Genomic DNA, 18,482 nt, shown 5'->3' with positions numbered 1-18,482 from the left:
AGCGCTGGGGGATGGTCGGCGTCTCGGCGTCTCGGCGTCTCGGCGTCCGCGCGAGCGGGAGCGGGGGAGCGGAGCGGGCTCCGGGCGAGCGGGCGGGCGGTCCGTGCGCATTCGCGCGAGTCAGGGGCGCGAGATCCGCCCGCTCCGCGTGCGACGGCGATCCCGCTCGAGCCGGGTGTTCGCGCTCGTGACGAGCTCCCGGAGTGTTCCCGGCAGCGGGCGGAATCCGTGCAGGGACACACGAGTGAGCTCCGCGGCGGAACCCGTGGAACGCCGAACGGCCCGGCTCCGTGGGGGAGGAGCCGGGCCGTTCGCCGGGTACTGCAGAGCGTTCGTTCGGTGTCCTGCAGTCGATGCAGCGCTGGAGCGCCGCTCGACCGGGGTTCGAGCTACTCGGTGGTTCAGGCCGCCTGGAGGACGAACTGCACGTCGAGGTTGATGGTCACGTCGTTGCCGAGCGTGAAGCCACCGGCCTCGAGCGCCGCGTTCCAGTTCACGCCGAACTCGGTGCGGTCGATCTTCGTCGTCGCCTCGGCGCCGAGCTTGACCTGGCCGTAGCCGTCGGTGGTGACGCCGCCGAACTCGGTCTTCAGGGTGACGTTCTTGGTGACGCCACGGAGCGAGAGCTCGCCGTCGATGAGCATGTCGTCGCCGTCCTCGCGGATGCCGGTCGACTTGAAGGTCATCTGCGGGTGCTCCTCGGTGAGGAAGAAGTCACCGGTGGCGAGGTGCTGGTCGCGCTGCGCCTGGTTCGTGTTGATGCTCGCGACGTCGATCGAGGCCTCGAGGGAGGTGTCGAGGGGGTTCTCGGCCGTGACGAGGGTCGCGTCGAAGCGCTCGAAGGAGCCCTTGACCTTGCTGATGGCGAGGTGGCGGACCGAGAAGGTGACCTCGGAGTGGGTCGGGTCGATCTTCCAGGTGCCGGTCTGGTAGCCGGGGATGGCGGAGGCGTTGAGCGTCATGGTGACTCCTTACGAGGCGGTGGTCTGCGGTTCCCGAGCAGGCGGCAATTACATGCGCCTGCATCGATCAGATCGTACCCCATTCTGCACCTGTTTGGTTGAAGCGTCAACCAAAGTTCACCAGATCGTCTGGAGGGGCCGTCTGTGGCGGGTGTCGTGCCTCCCGTCCCTTCCCGACGTCAGGAGTCGACGGACGCGTTCGGTGAACCGGTCGGCTGCGTGACCGACGTCGTCGGACGTCGCGCGGACGAGCCACCAGTCGGCGTCCTTGAGGTCCTCGCCACGCGTCAGGTCCTTCCGGAACGTGCGTGGGTCCGTGCGGTGGAGATCGCTCTCGTACTCGATGGCGACGCGGGCGGAGGGGTAGGCGAGGTCCACGCACGCGACCCAGCGCCCGTCGACGACGACGTCGTGGTTCAGCGCCGGTTGCGGGAGTCCGCGACGGACGAGCGACAGGCGCAGCCGCGTCTCGCCGGGACTCCTCGATCCCGGGCGGATCTCCGCGAGGGCAGCGCGTGCCCGCCGGATGCCCCGAGCGCCGCGGTGCCGACGGACCGCGGCGGTCAGCTCGTCCGGCGTGCACCAGTTGAGCCAGCCGACGAGCGCGTCACCGGCCACGACGAGTTCGTCGACCGTGAGCACCCGCGCGAGCATGACGAAGGTGTTCGCGGGATCGACGATCCGCGTCGTGCCGGAGTGCACGACCGACGCTCGGCCGCGCTGGCTCCGGTGTCCGACGGTCCCGCGGACGCGGATGGCCTGGTCCGTGCCGATCGTCGTGACGTGGATCCGCCGGTCGCGTTCGAGGCGACGTGGCAGCGGGATCCCGAGCAGGTGGGCTGCCGTCGTGTGACTGAACGCCTGGTCCGGTCGGAGGCGGGGTGCGACGGCCAGTGCACGCTCCACGTGGCCGACCGGAGGGGTCCAGCACCGGGTGCCGTGGAAGGGGCGGACCAAGCGCCGCGAACGGAGGCGAGCGGCGGAGACGCCGCGCTGGAGCGCCTCACGGACGCGGAAGGGGCGTCCGCGGAGCGCGGCGGGGAAGCCTGCTGCGAAGTCCATGGAGACACGGTGCCGGAACCGGGATCGTCGGTGGTGGGTGTCGGCCGCTGCTGTGGAGGGCGATCGGTTGGGGCGCTGTGTGCAGGAACCGGTCGGCCGGTCGGAGCGCCGTGGGACGGCTGGAGACGGGGTGTGGGTGGGGATGGCGCGAGGGGGCGAGCGGGCGGAACGTGCTCGGCTCGGCGGACGGGAGGCGCCGGTCCAGCCCGCTCGCGCGTCCGGAGAGCGGGCTCCGGGCCCGCCCGCGGTCGTGCTCCGCGAGCGGGCGGAACCTGACGGGGCCGGGAGGCGCGGCGCACGGGATCCGCCCGCTCGCCGCCGGACAGGGGAACCTGCCCGCCCACCCCGCCCCACCCAGCGCGCACCCCTCACCCCCACCCCCACCCAGCGCGCACCCCCCACCCCGCACCCCACCCAGGTACTCCCACGCCCCCTCACCCCGCCCCGCGCAGGACTAGCGTCGGACCCATGGAATTCAGGTACCTGGGCAACTCCGGACTCAAGATCTCCGAGATCACCTACGGCAACTGGCTGACGCACGGCTCGCAGGTCGAGAACGACGTCGCCACCCAGTGCGTGCGGGCAGCGCTCGAGGCCGGCATCACCACGTTCGACACCGCCGACACGTACGCCAACACCGCGGCCGAGACCGTCCTCGGCGAGGCGCTCAAGGCCGAGCGCCGCCAGTCGCTCGAGATCTTCACGAAGGTCTACTGGCCGACCGGGCCGAAGGGCCACAACGACGTCGGCCTCTCCCGCAAGCACATCATGGAGTCGATCGACGGGTCGCTCGAGCGGCTGCAGACCGACTACGTCGACCTCTACCAGGCGCACCGCTACGACCACGAGACGCCCCTCGAGGAGACGATGCAGGCCTTCGCTGACGTCGTCCGGCAGGGCAAGGCCCTGTACATCGGCGTCAGCGAGTGGAACGCCGAGCAGATCCGCGCGGGTGCCGCCCTCGCGAAGGAGCTCGGCTTCCAGCTCATCTCGAACCAGCCGCAGTACTCGATGCTGTGGCGCGTCATCGAGGGCGAGGTCGTCCCCGCCTCGAAGCAGCTCGGCCTCAGCCAGATCGTCTGGTCGCCGATCGCGCAGGGTGTCCTCACCGGCAAGTACAAGCCGGGCCAGCCGGCACCCGAGGGTTCGCGCGCCACGGACGAGAAGGGCGGCGCGGACATGATCAAGCGGTTCATGCGCGACGAGGTCCTCGAGGCCGTCCAGCGCCTGCAGCCCGTCGCCGACCAGGCCGGCCTGACGCTCGCACAGCTCGCGATCGCGTGGACGCTGCAGAACCCGAACGTGGCCTCCGCGATCGTCGGCGCCTCGCGTCCCGAGCAGGTCACGGACAACGTCGAGGCCGCGGGCGTGACGCTCGACGCCGACGCGCTCGCCGCGATCGACGATGCGCTGGGGGACATCCCCGAGCGCGACGCCAGCAAGACGGCGAGCCCGGAGCGGCGTCCCGCGTAGCACGCGACCCCCAGGCGGACGGGAGGCGCGGTGCCAGCTGGCACCGCGCCTCCCGGCCGTCGTCGGTCCGTCCGAACGCGAACCCAAGCCGACCGTCCGGACGGACGGTCCAGTCCGCCGCTGACCAGCCGAAACCCTGACGGGTCGTTCACAGGTGAACGGCACGCGTCGCGGGCCTGGCAGCCTCCTGGCAGACCCTGTACCCCGACCAAACCGTCTCCCCACGTGCCCCCGAAGAGGGGGCATGACCCGAACCGACACCCCCGTTCTGGTGCCCCCCGGCACAGGCTCGGTGCCGACCCCCGTCGCGTCGTCCGCCCACCCAGCGGCGACCGGCACCCTCACGGCACCCGCCGTGCGGCCGGCCCTCGTCCCGCGGCTCCTCGCCACGGCGAAGCAACTCGCCTCCTTCGGCACCATCGGTGCCGTCTGCTTCCTCATCGACCTCGGCGTCTACAACCTGCTGCGCGCGACCGTCCTGCCCGACGGGCCGATCGCCGCGAAGATCGTCTCCGCCGTCGTCGCGACGGCGATCGCCTGGCTCGCCAACCGGTCCATCACCTTCCGCTCCCAGCGGCAGACCGGCCGGCGCGAGACCCTCCGCGAGGGGCTCCTCTTCGCGGCCACGAACGTCATCGGCCTCGGCATCGCCGCGGCCTGCCTGTTCGTCTCGCACTACGTCCTCGGTTTCACCTCCACCCTCGCCGACAACGTCGCCGGCAACGGGGTGGGTCTCGTCCTCGGCACCGTCTTCCGGTTCGCCGCGTACAAGGCCCTCGTCTTCCGTTCCACAGACGCTCACGCGAAGGAGCACGCCGCATGACCATCTCCGCCACGCTGCTGACGGCCGCCGGGCCGCTGCTGCAGCCGAACGAGGGGACGGGCCCGTCCGGGAACGTCCCGAACCGGGGCACCACGGACGTCCCGACGGGAGGCTCGGGGCAGGCCCCGCACGTCGCCTGGTCGCTGGGCGAGTGGATCGGCTACTCCGCGCTCATCGCCATCTCCGTGCTGCTCACCGTGATCGCACTGACGACGCTGTGGTGGATGCTGCACGCCTGGCGTTCGCGCGACGCCCTCAAGTCGACGAGCTTCAGCCAGACGCCGCGTCCGGCCGCCCACCGCTTCACGCTCCTCGTGCCCGGTCGGCACGAGCAGGACGTGATGGGCGAGACGCTCGACATGCTCGCGCGCCAGGACCACCCGGACTACGAGATCATCGCGATCGTCGGTGAGGACGACCCGGAGACCGACGCCGTCGTGCGCGCGGCCGCGGCCCGTCACCCCGAGCTGATCAAGGTCGTGGTGGACGACACCGCGCCGAAGAACAAGCCGAAGGCGATGAACCTCGCGCTGCAGTACGCGACGGGCGACATCGTGGGCGTGTTCGACGCCGAGGACGAGGTCTACCCGAAGCTGCTGTCGCTCGTCGACTCCCGCTTCCAGGAGACCGACGCCGACGTCGTGCAGGGCGGCGTGCAGCTCATGAACTTCAAGTCGAGCTGGTGGTCGCTGCGCAACGTGCTCGAGTACTACTTCTGGTTCCGTTCGCGCCTGCACTTCCACGCCGGGTCGAAGTTCATCCCGCTGGGCGGCAACACCGTCTTCGTGACGAAGGAGCGGCTCGAGTGGTCGGACGGCTGGGACGCGCACTGCCTCGCCGAGGACTGCGAGCTCGGTGTCCGGCTCTCCGCCGACGGCGCGAAGGTCGTCGTGGCGTACAGCCCCGAGGCGGTCACCCGTGAGGAGACCCCGCCCACGTTCGCGTCCCTGCTCAAGCAGCGGACGCGCTGGAACCAGGGCTTCCTGCAGGTGCTCGGCAAGGGGGAGTGGAAGAAGCTGCCCTCGTTCCGCCAGCGCTTCTTCGCCCGCTACATGCTGACGATGCCGTTCATCCAGGCCGCGACCGGTCTGCTGATCCCGCTCAGCGTCCTGATGATCCTGTTCGTCAAGGTGCCGACCCCGGTCGCCCTCATCTCGTTCATCCCGGTGGCGCCGACGCTCATGCTCCTCGCCGTCGAGGTCGTCGGGCTCAACGAGTTCGGCCGCATCTACAAGGAGAAGGTCCGCATCCGCGACTACGTGAAGCTCGTCCTCGGCCTGGTGCCGTACCAGGTGTTCCTCGCCGCAGCGGCCGTCCGTGCCGTCGTCCGCCACGTCAAGGGGCAGAACGGCTGGGAGAAGACCGAGCACACCGGGCAGCACCGCACGGCCTCCGCGACGCCTGAGGTCGTCGGCTTCGCGAACGCCGTCACCACCGACACCGACACCCAGCAGCGTGAGCTCGCCGGTTCGTCCGCAGGAGGTGCCCGATGACCGCCAGCATCACCCACACCACCGGGATCCCGGTCCGTGGCGCGGAGTCGTTCTCCGGCGTCCGCGGCTGGTTCCGCGTCCACGCAGCGAGCCTCGGCTGGCTGCTCCCCGTGCTCGCCGTCACGGTGATGGTGCAGCTCTGGAACATGTCCGGTACGCCGCAGCGCATCGACGACGAGGGCACGTACACCGCCCAGGCGTGGGCGATCACGAACCTCGGCGAGATCACCCACTACACGTACTGGTACGACCACCCGCCGCTCGGGTGGATCCAGATCGCGGCCTACACCTCGGTGACGGGGGCGTTCGCCCGCTACCCGTTCGCCGTCGAGGCCGCACGCGAGGCGATGGTCTTCTTCGCCGCGGTGTCGAGCATCCTGCTGTTCGTGCTCGCACGTCGACTGGGCGCGGGCCGTGCGACCGCGGCGGCCGCTGGTCTCGTGTTCGCCCTGTCGCCGCTGGCCCTGCAGTACCACCGCACGGTCTACATCGACAACGTCGCGACGCCCTGGCTCCTCGCCGCGTTCGTCCTCGTCCTCAGCCGGCGCCAGCAGCTCGCCGGGTTCGCCGGTGCGGCCGCGTGCCTCGGCATCGCGGTGCTCTCCAAGGAGACCTACCTGCTCGCGCTGCCGTTCCTCATCTGGATCGCGGTGCGCCGGGCCGACAAGAGCACCCGTCGGTACACGCTGAGCGTCGCCGGTGCCGTCCTCACGGTCATCGGCGGTGGCTACCTGCTGCTCGCCGCGGTCAAGGGCGAGCTCCTGCCGGGCGCCGGCCGGGTCAGCCTGCTCGAGGGCATCACGTACCAACTCGGATCCCGCACTGCGTCGGGGTCGATCTTCGACGGTGGGAGCCTCGCGAACCAGGCCGCCGCGCAGTGGTGGGCGCTCGACCCGGTGTTCATCGTCCTCGGGTCGGTCGCCGCGGTCGTCGGGCTCTTCCTGCGCCGGGTCCGCCCGATCGCCGCGATGCTCGTGTTCCTGCTCGCGATGATGTTCCGCCCGAACGGGTACCTGCCGGTGCCGTACGTGATCATGCTCGTGCCGTTCGCGGCACTGCTCGTCGCGTACACCGCCGAGCGTGCGGTCCTCGCGCTCGTCGGCCGGACGCGCTCGAACGCCCGGACCCGCGTCCGCGGTGCCGCTCGACGCGGCCTCGGGGCCACGTGGGCCGTCGTCACCGCAGCGGCCGTCGTCGTGGCGGTGCCGCTCTGGGGCACGCAGCTGCGCGGGTTCCTCCTCGGCAACCTCGACCTGCCGATGCAGCAGGCGGAGACGTGGGTCGGCGACAACGTCCCGAAGTCCTCGCGGCTCCTCGTCGACGACGCCATGTGGGTCGACCTGGTTCGTGACGGGTACAACCGGAACAACGTGATCTGGTACTACAAGCTCGACACCGACGCCGCCGTCCAGCGCCAGTCGCCGAACGGGTGGAAGGACTCGGACTACGTCATCACGACGGACTCGATGCGCACCGGCGGGAACTCCTCGCGGGACGTGTCGCTGGCCATCCAGAACTCGACGAGCGTCGCGACCTTCGGCACCGGCGACCAGCAGGTCGACGTCCGCCGCATCCACGCCGAGGGGGAGGCCGCCGCGAACGAGGCGATCACCACCGCGACGAACGGGCGGAAGACGATCGGCACCGAGCTCGCTGCCAACCCGGCCCTCGACGCGGACGCCGGCACGAAGTCGCAGTTCCGCGCCGGCCAGGTCGACTCGCGGGCGGTGCTCGCCCTCGGGCAGGTGCTCGCCGACCAGTCCGTCGAGGTGTCCCGCTTCACGCCGCTCACCGGCGAGACCGGTCAGCCCTTCCGTCGCCTGGTGCTCCAGGCCGGCGACCGGGCGGAAGCCGAGCGGGCGGCGGCCACGTTCCAGGCCATGAGCGGCGGACTCCGCCCGGCCGACGTCGAGCGGGACGGGGAGCGCGTCGTCGTGACGTACGCGCCGACCGACCCCACGACGACACCGACGAGCGCGTCCTGACCCGACCCGCCCGCCGCGAGCGGGCGGAACCGGAAGGCGCGGGGCGCGACCCCGCACCGGTTCCGCCCGCTCACCGGGCCGGCCCGGGTCCGTCCCCGGCTCCAGCGTCACGAGCGGGCGGAACGGGAGGCGCGGGGCGCGATCCCGCACCGGTTCCGCCCGCTCGACGGGTGGGCCCGACCGGCAGCCCCAGTACGACCAGGACCGACGCCGGCAGCGCCGGCAGCCCCACCAGCACCAGCACCACGACCAGCACCAGCCAGCAGCACCCGACCCGAAGGAGCACCACGATGAACGCACGCACCTCCGCACGCAGCACGACGGGCACCGCCGCCCGCCGCACCGTCCGCCGCCCGGTCGTCGTCGGGGGGATCGCCGCAGCGCTCGTCGCCGCGACCGTCGGTCTCGCCACCCCGCAGACCGCCACGGCAGCCACCGCGGGTGACGAGGGCTGGCTCCGCGTCGGCCACCTCTCCCCGGACACGAAGGGCGTCGACGTCGAGCTGACCAGCCTGTCCGGCGGCAAGAAGGTCTTCGAGCTCGACGACGTCACCTACGGCCAGGTCAGCCCGTACCAGGAGCTCCCGGTCGGCACCTACGTCCTGTCGATGCGCGCCGCCGACGCCCCCGACTCCACCCCGGTGATCTCGACCGACGTGACGGTCCAGCAGGGCGACGCGAACACGGTCGTCGCCTACGGCAAGAACGACGACCTCAAGACCACGGCGTTCACCGACGACCTGCAGCAGCCCGGCGACGGCAAGGCCAAGCTCCGCCTCGTGCAGGCGGCGACCACCGCGAAGGAGGTCGACGTGAGCACCTCCGAGGGCACCGCCATCGCCGAGGACGCCGCCTTCGGCACCGCGACGAAGTACGCCACCGTCGACGCCGGCAAGTGGCAGCTCGACGTCTCGGGCAGCGGCCAGCGCGGCACGGCCGACGTCGACCTCGCGGGCAACACCGTCTCGACGCTGTTCGTCCTCGACGACAGCAAGGGCGACCTGACGGTCGTACCCGTCACCGACGCGGCCGCCACCGCGGCCACCCCGGCCGGTGGCGTCCAGACCGGCGGTGGCGGCGCAGCCGCCGACCGCCCCTTCACCGAGTTCACGCACGCGGTCGTCAAGGCGTTCCGCTCGCTGTTCCACTGACGGGCGGGCCGCTGCCGGTCACGTGACCAGCAGCGGCCGTCCGGGAGGCGCGGATCACCGCCGCCGATCCGCGCACGTGCTCCGCGCCTCCCGTCCGACCTCCCCGACCACCCAGGAAGGTGCAGCCGGTATGACCCGCAGGACCTGGATCCCCATCACCGCCGCGGCGGCGCTCGTCGTCGCGGTCGGTGTCGCACTCGTCGCCGTGCGTCCGTGGAACGACGCCGCCCCGCAGGCCGGCGGGACGTCGAGCGCCACCTCGTCGCCCGCGCCCGACGTCGACCGCAGCGCGGCGCAGCTCCGCACGGACTTCCTCGACGACTACGTGCAGGGCGGCCGCGTCGTCCGCACGGACCAGGGCGGTGACACCGTCAGTGAGGGGCAGGCTTACGGCCTGCTCATCGCCTACGCGAACGACGACCGCGAGACCTTCGACCGGATCTGGTCGTGGACGCAGCGGCACCTCCTCACGGACGACGGGCTGCTCGCGTGGCGCTGGACGCCGGACGACGGCGTCGCCGACGAGCAGTCCGCGAGCGACGCCGACCTCGACGCCGCGCGTGCCCTCGTGCTCGCGGGGGAGCACTGGGGGGACGAGCGCCTGACCACGGCCGGCACGACGATGGCGGCCGCGATCCTCGACCACGAGACCGCGCAGACCGACCTCGGCACGATCCTGCTGCCCGGCCCCTGGGCCGACACCGAGCCGTACCGGTACAACGCCTCGTACGCGTCGCCGGCGGCCTTCCGCATCCTCGAGCGCGCGACCGGGGACCGTCGCTGGACGGCGCTCGAGGAGGGTTCCACCGCCGCGACCGCAGCGGTCCTGAAGGGCAGCGACCTGCCGAGCGACTGGTCGCAGGTGCACGCCGACGGCACCGTGGACGCGATGCCCGTGACCGGCGACCAGGGGAGCGTCGTCTACGGCTGGGAGGCCATGCGGCTGCCGCTGCGGTACGCCGAGGCGTGCTCGGCGGACGACCGTGCCCTTGCCGGGTCGATCGCACCGACGCTCCGGCGGACCACGCAGCTCGCGGCACAGCTCGACCTCGGCGGCACCGCCGTCACCGGTGACACGAGCGGCCTGGCCTACGCGGCCCGGGCGGCGGCGGAGCACGCGGCCGGGTCGACGTCGGCCGCGACGGCGGACCTCCGACGGATGGACCGCACCGCGGCGACCACGCCGACGTACTACGGCGACGCCTGGGCGGCGCTCGGCGCGACGATGCTGACCTCGGACGTCCTCGGCGGATGCGCGACGGACGCGGGAGGCGCCTCGTGAGCGGGCGTCGTGCGGCGACCCCGTCGCCGCGCGGCACCCGCCGACCCGGAACCCGCCGGCTCGGACGCCGCGGCGTGGTGCTGGCCGGGGTCGTCGCCGCGGTGCTCGTCGGCGGCGGGATCGCCGGCGTGGCCGTGGCGACCACCGGCACCGGCCCCGCGGAGGCCCCGGTCGCCCGCAGCAGCGCCTCGGCGTCCACCGACCCGGGCGCGGCCGCGAACGGGTCCGGGACGGACGACACCTCCGGCTTCCAGGACCCGGCCGCCCCGGCAGCGCGGTCGACCGCGACGCCGGTGCGTGTCGAGATCCCGGCGATCGGGGTGTCGTCCGGACTGGAGGACCTCGGTCGCGGTGCCGCCGGCGAACTCGACCCGCCGAAGGACTGGGACAGCGCGGGCTGGTTCGCCGACGGCATCGTGCCCGGGCAGGTCGGTCCCGCCGTCATCGCCGGTCACGTCGACAGCCCGACGAGCGCCGCGGTGTTCTTCCGTCTCGACGAGCTCGTCGCCGGCGACCAGATCCACGTCGGCATGTCCGACGGCACCACCCGCACCTTCACCGTCGAGCGTTCCGAGCGCGCCGCCAAGTCGGCGTTCCCCACGAGCGACGTCTACGGCAGCGCCCCCACCCCGCAACTCCGCCTCATCACGTGCGACGGCACGTTCGACACCGCGACCGGGCACTACACGGACAACCTGATCGTGTTCGCAGACCTCACGGCCGGCTGAGCACCGGTTCGCTGACACACTTGACCCGACCCGCAAGGAGCACCATGAGCACGTCCCTGGTCATGATCCCGACCTACGACGAGGCGGAGAACGTCCGCCCGATCGTCGCCCGCACCCTGGCCGCCACCGACGACAGCGTGCACGTGCTCGTCGTCGACGACAACTCGCCGGACGGCACCGGCGACATCGCGGACGAGATCGCGGCCAGCACCGACCGCGTCCACGTCCTGCACCGCACCGTCAAGGACGGGCTCGGCGGGGCGTACCTCTCCGGCTTCGCGTGGGGCCTCGAGCACGGGTACGACAAGCTCGTCGAGATGGACGCCGACGGCTCGCACCACCCGGAGTACCTGCCGTGGATGCTCGAGCTCGCCGACTCGAACGACCTCGTGCTCGGCTCGCGGTGGATCCCGGGCGGCGAGGTCGAGAACTGGCCGTGGTTCCGCGAGCTGCTCTCCCGCGGTGGCAACCTCTACACCCGCCTGGCGCTCGGCATCGCGGTGCGCGACGCGACCGGTGGGTTCCGCGTCTTCACGTCGCGGGCGTTCGAGCGCATCGACCTCGCCGGTGTCGCGTCGAAGGGCTACTGCTTCCAGGTCGACCTCTGCTGGCGCGCCCTCGAGGCGGGTCTGCGCGTCGTCGAGACCCCGATCACGTTCACCGAGCGCGAGTTCGGCGTCTCGAAGATGAGCGGCAACATCGTGCGCGAGAGCCTGACGCTCGTGACGAAGTGGGGGATCGACCGTCGACTGCGCGAGCTCCGGTCGGTCGTGAAGGACCACCGCCGGCTGCCCTCGGTGCGGACGAACGCGCACGCGGTCGCCGACCGGACCGCCTGACGCCGACCCCTCAGGACGCCGAGACCCCCGTGGACGTGTCCACGGGGGTCTCTCGCTGTCGCGCTGTCGCTGTCGCTGTCGCGCTGTCGCTGTGGCGTCCGGCGTCAGCGCACGACGACCACGCCGCGGGACGCGAACCGCACCACGCCGGCCTCGACCGTCGCCTCGCCGAAGCGGTAGAGCTCCTCGCCCGTCGAGTCCGGGACCGGTACCTCGGCGGCGTCGTCGGCGAGGTTCACCACGACGTGCACGGGCGCCCCGTCCGGTCCGAGCAGCCCGCGGGTGAGCACGAGCCAGCGCTCGTCCTCGTCGAAGCGCACGGCGTTCGCCTCGTAGCGGTGGTCGACGAACGCCTGCTCGGTCCGACGGAGGGCGACGAGGACCCGGTAGGCGCGGAGGACCGTCGCACCCCGCTCCGAGGTCACGTCCGCCCAGTCGAGCTTCGAGTTCGTGAACGTGGTCGGGTCCTGCGGGTCCGGCACGGCGGACTCGTCCCACCCGTGCTCGGCGAACTCGGCGATGCGGCCCTTCGCGGTGGCCTCGCCGAGCGCCTTCTCCGGGTGCGAGGTGAAGAACTGCCAGGGGGTCGACGCCGCGAACTCCTCGCCCATGAAGAGCATCGGCGTGAAGGGGCCGAGCAGCGTCAGGGCGGCCGCGATGACGAGCGACTCGTCGTCGAGCGTGGCGGCGAGCCGGTCGCCGGCTGCGCGGTTGCCGATCTGGTCGTGGTTCTGGTTCGCGACCACGAGCGCCGTCACCGGTGAGGTCCCGCGGTCGATCGGCCGTCCGTGCCGCTTCCCGCGGAACGACGACCAGGTGCCGTCGTGGAAGAACCCGTGCTCGAGGACCTTCGCGAGGGCCGACAGCGGGGCGAAGTCGGCGTAGTAGCCGTTCGTCTCGCCGGTCAGCGCCACGTGCACGGCGTGGTGGAAGTCGTCGGACCACTGGCCGGTCAGGCCGTAGCCCGCGGCCTCCTGCGGACGGAACATCACCGGGTCGTTGAGGTCCGACTCCGCGATCAGGGACAGCGGACGGCCGACGAACTCCGAGTACGCCTCGGTCTCCGACGCCATGTCCTGCAGCACGTGCGGCCGGGTGGTGTCGCGGATGGCGTGCACGGCGTCGAGTCGCAGACCGTCGACGTGGTGGTCGCGGAACCACATCCGGACGTTGTCGAGGACGTACCGGCGGACCTCGGGCAGCTCGACGTTGACCGAGTCGCCCCAGGTGTTGCCGAGCCCCTGCAGCAGGTACGGCCCGTAGAGGGGCAGGTAGTTGCCGGCGGGCCCGAGGTGGTTGTACACGACGTCCTGGATGACGCCGAGGCCGAGCGCGTGCGCGGTGTCGACGAAGCGGTCGTAGGCGTCCGGGCCGCCGTACGGGTGGTGCACGGCGAACCAGCCCACCCCGTCGTAGCCCCAGTTCCACTCGCCGTTGACGGCGTTGACCGGGAGCAGCTCGACGAACTCCACCCCGAGCTCGACCAGGTGGTCGAGCTTCGCGGCGGCCGCGTCGAGCGTGCCCTCGGGCGTGTAGGTACCGATGTGCATCTCGTAGATCACGCCACCACGGACGGGCCGACCGGTCCAGGCGTCGTCGGTCCAGGCGAAGCGCTCGGGGTCGACCACCTCGGACGGGCCGTGCACGCCGTCGGGCTGGTACCGGCTGCGGGGGTCCGGTCGGACGTCCTCGTCGTCGTCGATGCGGAAGCCGTACCGGGCGCCGACCACCGGGGCGACCTCGTCGGTCGACCACCAGTCGTCGTCGCCGTGGGTCATGGCGTACTCGGTGCCGTCGACGACCAGGCGCACGCGCTCCGGGTTCGGCGCCCAGACGGCGTAGCGGGCGGGAACGGTCATGCGTGACCCTCCAGGATCTCGATCTCGGCCTGCTGGTCGGAGACGGTGGCACCGTCGGGACCGGCGCCGGAGGCGGTGGTGGTGCCTGCGCCGGTGGACGCGGGAGTCGATGCGGCGACGGCGTCGCCCGGGGTCGTGGCGTCCGCGACCTCGGCCGGCACGAGCAGCGCCACGGGGAGGTCGGCGAGCAGGTCGGCGAGGGCGATGCCGCGCGACGCGGGGAAGCGGCGGCCGGTGAGCAGGTCGACGCGGTCGAGCGGGACGGGGTGGACGAGGGTGTCGGCCCACCCGCCCACCCGCTCCAGGCCGACGGGCAGCCGGGTCGCGACCGTGACGGCACCGCCGCGGTCGAACGCGAGGACGTGGTCGGCGGCGACGCCCGTGGCCTCGAGCCCGAGGTAGCGGGTGAAGAGCTCCGGGCGGTCGCGACGCAGCCGCAGGGCACGGCTGACGACGAGGAGCTTCGCGGCGCCGTCCGGCCCGACCGCAGGCAGCCGCTCGGGGCCGTCGTCGTCGGGTCCGTCGAGCGTGGCGAGCACGTGCCGGAGCTCGGCGTGGTCGACCGGACGACGGTTGTCGGGGTCGACGAGCGAGCGGTCCCACCCCTCGGTGCCCTGGTAGACGTCGGGGACGCCGGGCATGGTGAGCTGCACGAGCTTCTGCGTCAGGCCGTTCGACCAGCCCGCCGCGTCGACCGTGCGGTCGAGCTCGTCGAGGACGGCGACGACCTCGGGGTCGTCGAACGCGGCGTCGACGAGCGCGTGCATCTGCTCCTCGAAGGCCTCGTCCGGCTCCGTCCAGGTCGTGCTGTCGCCCGCCTCGCGCGACGCCTTCTCGGCGTAGGCGTGCAGCCGCTCACGGCTGGCGGGACGGGCGCCGACGATGGCCTGCCAGAGCAGGTCGGCGAACACGGCGTCGTCGAGCGGGGCGAGGGACTGCAGGCGCGCGAGGGCCGCGGTCCACTCGGACCCGAGCTCCGCGAGCACGCTGATGCGGGCGCGGGTGTCCTCGCTGCGCTTGGTGTCGTGCGTGGTCAGCGTGGTCATGGTGTGCGGCCAGCTGCCCTGACGGTCGCGCTGCGCCCGGTGGAAGTCCTCGACCGACACCGCGAACAGGCTCGGGTCGGCGCCGACCTCGCTCAGGGTGGTCAGGCGCGAGGTCCGGTAGTAGGCTGTGTCCTCGACGCCCTTGGCCATCACCATGCCGGAGGTCTGCTGCAGCCGGATCGCCGCGGCGTGACCGGGGTCGACCAGGGACGGCGCGATCCGGTCGATCACGTCGTCGAGGTCCGGACGCGACTCGGCGGCTCGCTCGAGCGCGTCGATGAGGTGGTGGACGCCCTCGGGCAGGTACGTGCGGTAGACCTCGAAGGACGCCACGATCTCGGCGACCGCGTCGACGACCCGGTCCTGCGGCAGGTCGGGGACCTCGGGGGCGAGCAGCCGCGCCAGGCGGGCGACCTCGCTGCCGAGGATGCCGTCGGCGATGCCGCGTCGGGTGTCGTGCGTCAGCTGCTGCCAGTCGGCGGGCTCCGCACCCGACGCCGCGGTCAGGGCGTCCTCGCCCGCCGGGTCGACGAGCACCCGGTCGACCAGGGCCAGCGCGTCGTAGCCGGTGGTGCCGTCGACGGGCCACGACGACGGCAGCTGCTCGCCGGGCTCGAGGATCTTCTCGACCAGGGTGTAGGCACCCCCGGTCAGCTCGTGCAGGTCCTGCAGGTACCCGGCGGGGTCGTACAGGCCGTCCGGGTGGTCGATGCGGAGGCCGTCGACGAGTCCGTCGCGGAACCAGGCGCCGATCGCGGCGTGCGACGCGGCGAAGACCTCGGGCTCCTCGACGCGGATCGCCGCGAGCGTGTTCACAGCGAAGAACCGGCGGTAGTTCAGCTCGTGGTCGGCGCGCTTCCAGTGCACGAACTCGTAGTGCTGCCGGGCGTGCACCGTCTCGACGTCGTCGCCGTCCTGCACGGTGCCGGGCGCGGTCGGGTAGGCGGTCTCGCCCACGAACAGCTTGCCGTCGCGCAGTTCCACCGCGTCGAGCAGCCGGTCGTCGAGGACCGGGACGCGGATGCGGCCGTCGCCGGCCTCCCAGTCGACGTCGAAGGCCCACGCGACGGCGGAGCCCTGCCCGGACTCGAGCAGCGACCACCACCAGGGGTTCGCCTCGGGGGTCGCGACACCGACGTGGTTCGGGACGACGTCGACGAGCACCCCGAGCCCGGCGGCGTGCGCGGCCTCGGCCAGGGCGCGGAACGCGTCGTCCCCGCCCCGCTCGGTGTCGACGTGGGTGTGGTCGACGACGTCGTAGCCGTGCTGCGAGCCGGGCTCGGCCTGCAGCACGGGCGACAGGTAGACCCAGTCCGCGCCGAGGTCGCGGATGTGGTCGACCACGCCCTGCGCCGTCGTGAGGTCGAAGTCCGCGGTGACCTGCAGACGGTAGGTGGACGTGGGGACGCGGCGTGCGGTCACCTGGTGGCTCCTGTGGTGTCGGGTTCGTCGTGCTGGTCGTGCTCGTCGTGCTCGTCGTGCTGGTCGGGATCGTCGTACTGGTCGGGTTCGTCGAGGGACGCGGCGGTGGCGGCGCCGGCTGCACCCGCGCCGGTCTGGTCCGTGGCCGACGCGGCGGGTGCCCCGGCCGGGTTCGTGGGCGTGGACTGCGGCGCTCCGGCCGACTCGTCGAGCGGCACGCTCCGGACCTCGTGGTCGGGCTCCGCTCGGAGCACGATCATCGAGCGCGCGGGGACGTCGAGCGGGGTCCCCGCGTCGAGGACCGTCTCGCGGGCACCCGGGTCGGCCGTGTCGATGCGCACGGTCCAGCCGGGGGAGTACTCCTCCGGCGGCAGGGTGAACGTCACGACGTCGTCGTGCGCGTTGTAGTACGTCAGGAAGGCCACATCGGTCACCCGCTCGCCCCATCGGTCCCGCCCGCGGATGCCGTCGCCGTTCAGGTACATGCCGACGCTCTTGCCGAAGCCGGAGTCCCAGTCCTCGGGGTCCATCGCGTCGCCCGAGGGGGTCAGCCACACCACGTCGGGCAGCGGCTCGCCCTCGCCGCGGCGGACCGGACGGCCGTTGAAGTAGCGGGTGCGCCGGAAGGTCGGGTGGTCGTGACGCAGCTTCACGACGTCGGCCGTGAACTGCACGAGGTCGTCGTCGGCGTGCTCCCAGTCGATCCAGCTGATGGCGGAGTCCTGCGCGTAGACGTTGTTGTTGCCGTGCTGGGTCCGCCCGAGCTCGTCGCCGTGGGCGATCATCGGCACGCCCTGGCTGAGCAGCAGGGTCGCGAGGAAGTTCCGCCGACGCTGCAGGCGGAGCGCCGCCACCTCGGGGTCGTCCGTCGGCCCCTCGACGCCGGAGTTCCACGAGCGGTTGTGGCTCTCGCCGTCGTTGCCGTCCTCGCCGTTGGCCTCGTTGTGCTTCTCGTTGTAGGCGACGAGGTCGTACAGCGTGAAGCCGTCGTGCGCGGTGATGAAGTTGATGCTCGCCTTGGGCGTGCGGCCGTCGTGCTCGTAGAGGTCGGCCGAGCCGGAGATGCGCGACGCGAACTCGCCGAGCGTCGACGGCTCGCCGCGCCAGAAGTCGCGGACGGTGTCGCGGTACTTGCCGTTCCACTCGGACCACTGGGGCGGGAAGTTGCCGACCTGGTAGCCGCCGGGGCCGACGTCCCACGGCTCCGCGATGAGCTTGACCTGCGACACGATCGGGTCCTGCTGCACCAGTTCGAAGAACGCGGCGAGCCGGTCGACCTCGTAGAACTCACGGGCCAGGGCAGCCGCGAGGTCGAAGCGGAAGCCGTCGACGTGCATCTCGGTCACCCAGTACCGGAGCGAGTCCATGATGAGCTGCAGCGAGTGCGGGTGCCCGACGTTGAGCGAGTTGCCCGTGCCGGTGGTGTCGTTGTAGTACCGCTTGTCGTCCTCGACCAGGCGGTAGTACGCGGCGTTGTCGATGCCCCGGAACGACAGGGTCGGCCCGAGGTGGTTCCCCTCGGCGGTGTGGTTGTAGACCACGTCGAGGACGACCTCGATGCCCGCACGGTGCAGCTCGCGGACCATCGCCTTGAACTCCTGCACCTGCTGTCCCCGGTCGCCGGAGGACGAGTAGTGCGAGTGCGGGGCGAAGAACCCGATGGTGTTGTAGCCCCAGTAGTTCGACAGCCCCTTCTCCTGCAGCGTGGAGTCGTTGACGAACTGGTGCACGGGCATGAGCTCGAGCGTCGTGACCCCCAGGCGCTTGAGGTGCTCGATGACCGACGGGTGCGCGACGCCGGCGTACGTGCCGCGCTGCTCCTCTGGGACGTCGGGGTGCGTCTCGGTCAGGCCCTTCACGTGGGCCTCGTAGATCACCGTCTCGCCGTAGGGGATGCCGGGTGACCGGTCGCCCTGCCAGTCGAAGAACGGGTTGATCACCACGCCCTTCATCATGTGCGGGGCCGAGTCCTGGTCGTCGGTCGAGTCCGGGTCGCCGAACGTGTACGAGAACAGGGCCTGGTCCCAGTCGATCTCACCGCTCGTCGCCTTGGCGTACGGGTCGAGGAGCAGCTTGTGCGGGTTGCCGCGCAGGCCGTTCTCCGGGTCGTACGGGGCGTGCACGCGGAAGCCGTACTCCTGCCCGGGCGCCACGTTCGGCAGGTAGGCATGCCAGACGTGTGCGTCCACCTCGACCAGGTCGACGCACTCCTCGTTCCCCGCGTCGTCGAAGAGGCAGAGTTCCACGCGGTCCGCGACCTCGCTGAACAGGGCGAAGTTCGTGCCGCTGCCGTCGTAGGTCGCCCCGAGGGGGTACGGATTGCCGGGCCAGGTGTGCAAACGTTCCTCCAGGTGTGG

Annotated in this window: 13 protein-coding genes; 8 read left to right on the top strand and 5 right to left on the bottom strand. The window is 71.9% G+C overall.

Annotation, left to right across the window (positions count from 1 at the left end):
- Positions 1–401 precede the first annotated feature (401 nt).
- Positions 402–962: a YceI family protein gene (locus tag QUG92_RS03615; RefSeq protein ID WP_069711585.1), complete on the bottom strand. Its 561-nt coding sequence runs from the start codon at positions 960–962 to the stop codon at positions 402–404.
- Positions 963–1,079: 117 nt separating this feature from the next.
- Positions 1,080–2,024 carry a putative endonuclease domain-containing protein gene (locus QUG92_RS03610; RefSeq protein WP_289457696.1) on the bottom strand — a complete coding sequence of 315 codons (945 nt, stop codon included), beginning with the start codon at positions 2,022–2,024 and terminating at the stop codon, positions 1,080–1,082.
- 468 nt (positions 2,025–2,492) lie between these two features.
- Between QUG92_RS03610 and QUG92_RS03605 the strand changes: the two genes are divergently transcribed.
- The 8 genes from QUG92_RS03605 to QUG92_RS03570 all read left to right on the top strand — a co-directional run bounded on the left by QUG92_RS03605 (position 2,493) and on the right by QUG92_RS03570 (position 11,798).
- Entirely contained in the window at positions 2,493–3,497 is a 1,005-nt protein-coding gene (locus tag QUG92_RS03605) for an aldo/keto reductase family protein (protein WP_289457695.1), read from the top strand.
- Positions 3,498–3,741: 244 nt separating this feature from the next.
- Positions 3,742–4,320 carry a GtrA family protein gene (locus QUG92_RS03600; protein ID WP_083263721.1) on the top strand — a complete coding sequence of 193 codons (579 nt, stop codon included), beginning with the start codon at positions 3,742–3,744 and terminating at the stop codon, positions 4,318–4,320.
- A complete protein-coding gene (locus tag QUG92_RS03595) occupies positions 4,317–5,813 on the top strand; it encodes a glycosyltransferase (protein WP_182045690.1) in 1,497 nt (498 codons plus the stop codon). Before QUG92_RS03600 ends, QUG92_RS03595 begins: the two co-directional genes overlap by 4 nt.
- Positions 5,810–7,798, top strand: a complete 1,989-nt coding sequence (locus tag QUG92_RS03590; protein ID WP_289457694.1) for an ArnT family glycosyltransferase — start codon at positions 5,810–5,812, stop codon at positions 7,796–7,798. Before QUG92_RS03595 ends, QUG92_RS03590 begins: the two co-directional genes overlap by 4 nt.
- Before the next feature lie 290 nt (positions 7,799–8,088).
- Positions 8,089–8,949 (top strand): DUF4397 domain-containing protein, encoded by an 861-nt coding sequence (locus QUG92_RS03585; RefSeq protein ID WP_069711579.1) that lies wholly within the window; start codon positions 8,089–8,091, stop codon positions 8,947–8,949.
- A gap of 130 nt (positions 8,950–9,079) precedes the next feature.
- Positions 9,080–10,231 (top strand): glycosyl hydrolase family 8, encoded by a 1,152-nt coding sequence (locus QUG92_RS03580; protein WP_289457693.1) that lies wholly within the window; start codon positions 9,080–9,082, stop codon positions 10,229–10,231.
- Entirely contained in the window at positions 10,228–10,959 is a 732-nt protein-coding gene (locus QUG92_RS03575; protein ID WP_289457692.1) for a class F sortase, read from the top strand. The genes QUG92_RS03580 and QUG92_RS03575 overlap by 4 nt, the downstream gene beginning before the upstream one ends.
- 44 nt (positions 10,960–11,003) lie before the next feature.
- Positions 11,004–11,798 (top strand): polyprenol monophosphomannose synthase, encoded by a 795-nt coding sequence (locus tag QUG92_RS03570; RefSeq protein ID WP_289457691.1) that lies wholly within the window; start codon positions 11,004–11,006, stop codon positions 11,796–11,798.
- Between the two features lie 104 nt (positions 11,799–11,902).
- Here QUG92_RS03570 and treZ read toward each other — a convergent pair whose 3' ends face one another.
- The 3 genes from treZ to glgX are packed head-to-tail and all read right to left on the bottom strand — an operon-like array spanning position 11,903 to position 18,464.
- Positions 11,903–13,657, bottom strand: coding sequence for a malto-oligosyltrehalose trehalohydrolase (gene treZ / locus QUG92_RS03565; RefSeq protein ID WP_182045695.1), 1,755 nt, complete (start codon positions 13,655–13,657; stop codon positions 11,903–11,905).
- Positions 13,654–16,125: a malto-oligosyltrehalose synthase gene (gene treY, locus QUG92_RS03560; protein WP_289457690.1), complete on the bottom strand. Its 2,472-nt coding sequence runs from the start codon at positions 16,123–16,125 to the stop codon at positions 13,654–13,656. The genes treZ and treY overlap by 4 nt, the downstream gene beginning before the upstream one ends.
- The gene (glgX, locus tag QUG92_RS03555) at positions 16,122–18,464 is read right to left on the bottom strand and encodes a glycogen debranching protein GlgX (RefSeq protein ID WP_289457689.1); all 2,343 of its coding nucleotides are present in this window, start codon (positions 18,462–18,464) and stop codon (positions 16,122–16,124) included. Before glgX ends, treY begins: the two co-directional genes overlap by 4 nt.
- Positions 18,465–18,482 lie beyond the last annotated feature (18 nt).

Source organism: Curtobacterium citri (genome assembly GCF_030362955.1).
Taxonomy (GTDB): Bacteria; Actinomycetota; Actinomycetes; order Actinomycetales; family Microbacteriaceae; genus Curtobacterium; species Curtobacterium citri.
This window is presented reverse-complemented; position numbering and strand designations above follow the sequence as displayed.

Coding starts and splice junctions, on each gene's coding strand:
- QUG92_RS03610 (WP_289457696.1), bottom strand. CDS start 2,024: ATGGACTTCGCAGCAGGCTTCCCCGCCGCGCTCCGCGGACGCCCCTTC.
- QUG92_RS03590 (WP_289457694.1), top strand. CDS start 5,810: ATGACCGCCAGCATCACCCACACCACCGGGATCCCGGTCCGTGGCGCG.
- QUG92_RS03595 (WP_182045690.1), top strand. CDS start 4,317: ATGACCATCTCCGCCACGCTGCTGACGGCCGCCGGGCCGCTGCTGCAG.
- QUG92_RS03580 (WP_289457693.1), top strand. CDS start 9,080: ATGACCCGCAGGACCTGGATCCCCATCACCGCCGCGGCGGCGCTCGTC.
- QUG92_RS03570 (WP_289457691.1), top strand. CDS start 11,004: ATGAGCACGTCCCTGGTCATGATCCCGACCTACGACGAGGCGGAGAAC.
- QUG92_RS03615 (WP_069711585.1), bottom strand. CDS start 962: ATGACGCTCAACGCCTCCGCCATCCCCGGCTACCAGACCGGCACCTGG.
- QUG92_RS03585 (WP_069711579.1), top strand. CDS start 8,089: ATGAACGCACGCACCTCCGCACGCAGCACGACGGGCACCGCCGCCCGC.
- treZ (WP_182045695.1), bottom strand. CDS start 13,657: ATGACCGTTCCCGCCCGCTACGCCGTCTGGGCGCCGAACCCGGAGCGC.
- QUG92_RS03605 (WP_289457695.1), top strand. CDS start 2,493: ATGGAATTCAGGTACCTGGGCAACTCCGGACTCAAGATCTCCGAGATC.
- QUG92_RS03600 (WP_083263721.1), top strand. CDS start 3,742: ATGACCCGAACCGACACCCCCGTTCTGGTGCCCCCCGGCACAGGCTCG.